This is a genomic window from Kitasatospora sp. NPDC036755, assembly GCF_040636595.1.
In the GTDB taxonomy this organism is placed as follows: domain Bacteria; phylum Actinomycetota; class Actinomycetes; order Streptomycetales; family Streptomycetaceae; genus Kitasatospora.
Genome location: NZ_JBEZUT010000537.1, coordinates 1 through 3,809, shown reverse-complemented (window position 1 = coordinate 3,809; position 3,809 = coordinate 1). Strand labels below are relative to the sequence as shown.

The 3,809-nt window shown below is 75.6% G+C and carries 3 protein-coding genes; all 3 read right to left on the bottom strand.

All coding sequences use genetic code 11. The features are described from left to right. The coding region (locus tag AB0E96_RS39460; protein WP_359831434.1) for a hypothetical protein at positions 1-256 on the bottom strand (256 nt) is incomplete at its 3' end. A gap of 750 nt (positions 257-1,006) precedes the next feature. Next, positions 1,007-2,491 (bottom strand): hypothetical protein, encoded by a 1,485-nt coding sequence (locus AB0E96_RS39455; RefSeq protein WP_359831432.1) that lies wholly within the window; start codon positions 2,489-2,491, stop codon positions 1,007-1,009. Positions 2,492-2,756: 265 nt separating this feature from the next. Then, a partial coding sequence (locus AB0E96_RS39450; RefSeq protein WP_359831430.1) for an SUKH-4 family immunity protein occupies positions 2,757-3,809 on the bottom strand: 1,053 nt, incomplete at its 5' end.

The window sequence follows — 3,809 nt, the reverse complement described above, 5'->3', positions numbered from 1 at the left end:
CCAGCCCCGACCGGGGGAGCAGCCGACGGCCGAGCAGGTGAAGGGCGCGGGCACCGACCCGGTCGCCCTGGTCGGCTCGCTGCTGCCGCCCGGCACGGGCCACCGCGGCGACGGCGAACGGGCGGGCCGCGGGCGGCCCGACCAGGTCCAGGTGGCGGCGGCCGCCGGCCGCGGCGCCGGGGGCGGTGGCCGCCTCGATCGCCTCGGCGATCGCCGCGTCCCGCGCGACGACATCGAGCAGTCCGGTCAGGCTCATCTGCGGTCTCTTCTTCGTCCCGTGGCTGGTGCTGTCCCGGGGTGTCGAAGGCCCGCCGGGGCAACGCGAACGGCCCGGCACGCCGAGCGGCCGGGGGTCTCCAGCCTACGCCGCGGCGCGGACGCGCACGCGGTCCACGGCTCCGGCGGGGCCGGACCGGGACGGGGCGGGGGCCGGAGCGGAGCCCGGCCGCCCCCACGTTTTGTCAGGGGCACGTCCGGGAACGAACGACTGGACGAACCGCCGATCAGGCCGGTGGACGAACCAACCGGAAGCCGCACCGATCCGGGCACGGCTATCCGCCACGAACTGGACATACTCCTGTCACTGGCCGTCCATGGAGATCGCGCACCATGGTGAACGTGCCCGCCGCACCCAACCGTGGGGGATGGCTGTGGGGGCACTGTCGCACCCCCGATGGGGGTCGGAGGTGCGAGGCCGGGCGGCCCTGGGTGGGGGCGCCCGCCCAAGCGCCGGGAACCGTGGCGCCCTTTCCTGGAGGGCGCCACGGGTCTCGGCCTCTTTCGCTTCCGGGGCCTACCCCGTCGACCACCGCCCTATCCCGGCACCCGACCGCTTTCCCGCCTCCCCTCCCGGGGCCCGGGCGGGCACGCCCGGCACGACGAAGGCCCCGGCCGTCCCGCGAGGGGCGACTCGGGGCCTGCGCGACTCGGGGCCTGCGCGGCTCGCGGCCTGCGTGATGCGCGGCCTTCGTGGTGCTTGGCCTGCTCGACCCGGGGTCGCGCGCGGTCAGCGGCGGCGGTAGCTCACCGTGTTGGGGGTCGCGTAGTCGCTGCCGTCGTCCACGATGATGATCTTCGGGACGATCCGGGTCTCGTCCTCCGTCGGCCTCCCGGAGCCCTGCTCGGCGGTGGCACCGTCGGCGGAGGGGTCCCCGGCGGAGGAAGCCCCGGCCGCGGCCGTCCCGTCGACCGTCTCCCCGGCCGGCGGCGAGGCCGGCTTCGGCGGCACCGGGCCGGTCGCCACGGCCCCGGCGATGGCCTTGGTCGCACTGCTGCCGACCACCGGCGTCCGCAGCACGGGCGCCGGCTTCTCCGGCGCGGAGGCCTGGGCGGAAGCCCGGGCCGGGGCCTGGGCGGCACCCGGCGCGGAGCCCTCGTCCCCGGCCGGAGCCGTGGCGGCCAGGGCCTTGCGCAGGTTCGCCACCGGGATCTCGCCGGTGTCCGCCTCCGAGTCCACCGGCGCGGCGTCCGCGACGACGTCCTCGACGGCATCCGCGACCGCGTCGTCGACCGCGTCCCGCGGAGCGGGCGCCGAAGCGACCTCCCGTGAGACCCGGCCCACCCCGGAGGCCCGGACCGCGGCGGCAGCCGCGGCGGCCACCTCGGGCTCGATCTGGCCGACCGCCGCCCCGGTGAGCGAGGCCAGCGTGGCCTTGATGTGGTCCAGGTGCTGCTGCACCGTGTCCAGCCGGGTGTCGAACTCGCGCTGCTCGCGCTCGCTCTCCGCGTTGATCTTCTCGGCCTCCCGGCGGGCCTGCTCGACCAGCTGGTCGGCCTTGGCCTGGGCGTCCGTCTCCAGCTGCTTGATCTGGTTCAGCACGGTCTCCCGGTGCTGCTCCGCCTCCTTGACCCGGCGCTCGGCGGTCGCCGAGACCTCGGCGTCCTCGGCGTCGGCCTTGGCCTGGGCGGCGGCAAAGGTCTCGTCGGCCTTGCGGCGCCGGGCGGCGAGCTCGGCCTCGGCCTGCTCGCTGGCCTCGGCGGCGGCCACCCGCACCTTGGCGGCGTAGGCGGTGGCGGAGTCCCGGGTGGAGCGGCTCTCCCGGTCGGCGTCGGCCCGGATGCCCTCGGCCTCGGCCCTGGTCCGCTCCTCGGTGCGGCGGGCGGCGGCGTCGGCGGCGGCGCGGGTCGTGGCGCCGTACTCCTTGGCGGCCCGGTCGGCGGCCTGCCCGGCCTCGTAGACCTCGTCCCGCAGGTCCTCGGCGAAGCGCTCGGCCTTCTCGCGGACGGCGCGCGCCTCGTTCTCGGCCATCGCGGCCAGTCCGGCGGCCTGTTCGCTGAGCACCTGGTAGTCGGGATCCGGGGCCTCCTCGGCGGTCCGCCGGATGTCGGCCAGCCGGGCCTCCATCTGCCGGATGCCGGCGCCCAGGACGCTCAGCCGCTCCCACGCCTCGTCGCGCTGCGCGGTGAGCGCGGCGAGGGCTCGGTCGACCTGCTCGGGCGCGTAGCCACGGCGGGCCTGGGTGAAGCCGTACTCGGGGACGGCGTCGCTCATGGGCTCTTCCCCTCATTTCGCGGGCTGCGGAGCCCATGATCGGACGGAACGGACGGATCCGGAACCGGTTCGGAGCCCGGGGCCGGATTCCGTTGTCGTACGGACCGGAATGTGTCGAGGACCGGTCGAGTAGACCCATCCTCTTGACCTATTTTGCGCAGATCCGGGCGAAACCCCAACGAGGCACAGCTGCGGCGACATGCCGAAGGGGTCGTTCCGGACACCGGAACGACCCCTCCCACCTGCGAGGACCGGAGACGGTCCGCTACAGCAGGCCGTCCCAGAACTGCTCCAGCAGCACGGCCCACCACGTGTCCGCGTTCTGCAGGGCCGCCGGGTCGATCGCGGCGAGCTGGGCCTGGAAGTCGGTCGTCCAGCGACCGGCCTGGTCCGGGGTCAGCCCGTACCGCAGCCGCCACATCCGGCCCAGCAGGGCCAGCGAGCGGACGAACTCCGGTACACCGCTGTTGACGAACCGGGGCGGCTGGCCGGTTCCCTCGACGTCCACGGCCACCACGTGCGCGGTGCCGTACTGGACGCACAGCTGGCGGCCGTAGTCGTTGCCCAGCACCAGGTACCCGCCGAAGTCCGGGCCCGCGCCGAGGCCGCGCTCGGCGGCCAGCTCGGCGAGCGTCGGAATCGGGCGGCCCTCCTGGGCCTGCGCCCAGAAGAACGGCCCGAAGTCGCGCGGCAGCCCCGCCCACATCAGGGTCTGGGACACCGGCTCGGGCACGCCCTGGCGGGAAACCGCGCGCTGCTCGTAGCGGAACAGGTTCTGCCCGAAGGCGGCACCGACCTCCTGGGCGAGCTGCTGCGGCGGGAGCGGCGGCAGCGCCTGGACCGACCCCGGCGCCGGCGGCGGCACCCGGAACGGGCGGACCCGCTGGGCGCCGGACGCCAGCTGGTGCAGCTCGTCCAGGTGGTCGAGCAGCTCGGCCATCCCGGCCTGCCGGGAGGCGTGGTCCCGGCCGTACGGGGCGGTGTGGGTCAGCCGGACGTTCGGCCAGGACGCGGCGATCATGCGGTTGCAGTAGCCGCCCGGCAGGTCGCAGGACTCCAGCTCGGTGTAGAGCTCCAGCACCTGCTCCGGCGGCACGTTGAGCCGGCGCAGGTCCTGGAGGATCTTCCACTCCGGGTGCGGGGTGCCGGGCTCGCTGCGGTGCAGCAGCTTCTGCTCCGAGCCGTCCGGGCCCCGGTAGCTGAGCGCGGCGAAGTACCCCGGGCGCAGCCGAGCACGCCCGCTCCGGCCGCGTCGACGGCGACCAGCAGCTCGGCCTCCCGGGCCCGTCGTTCGGCGTCGCGCAGCAGGTCGACGTAG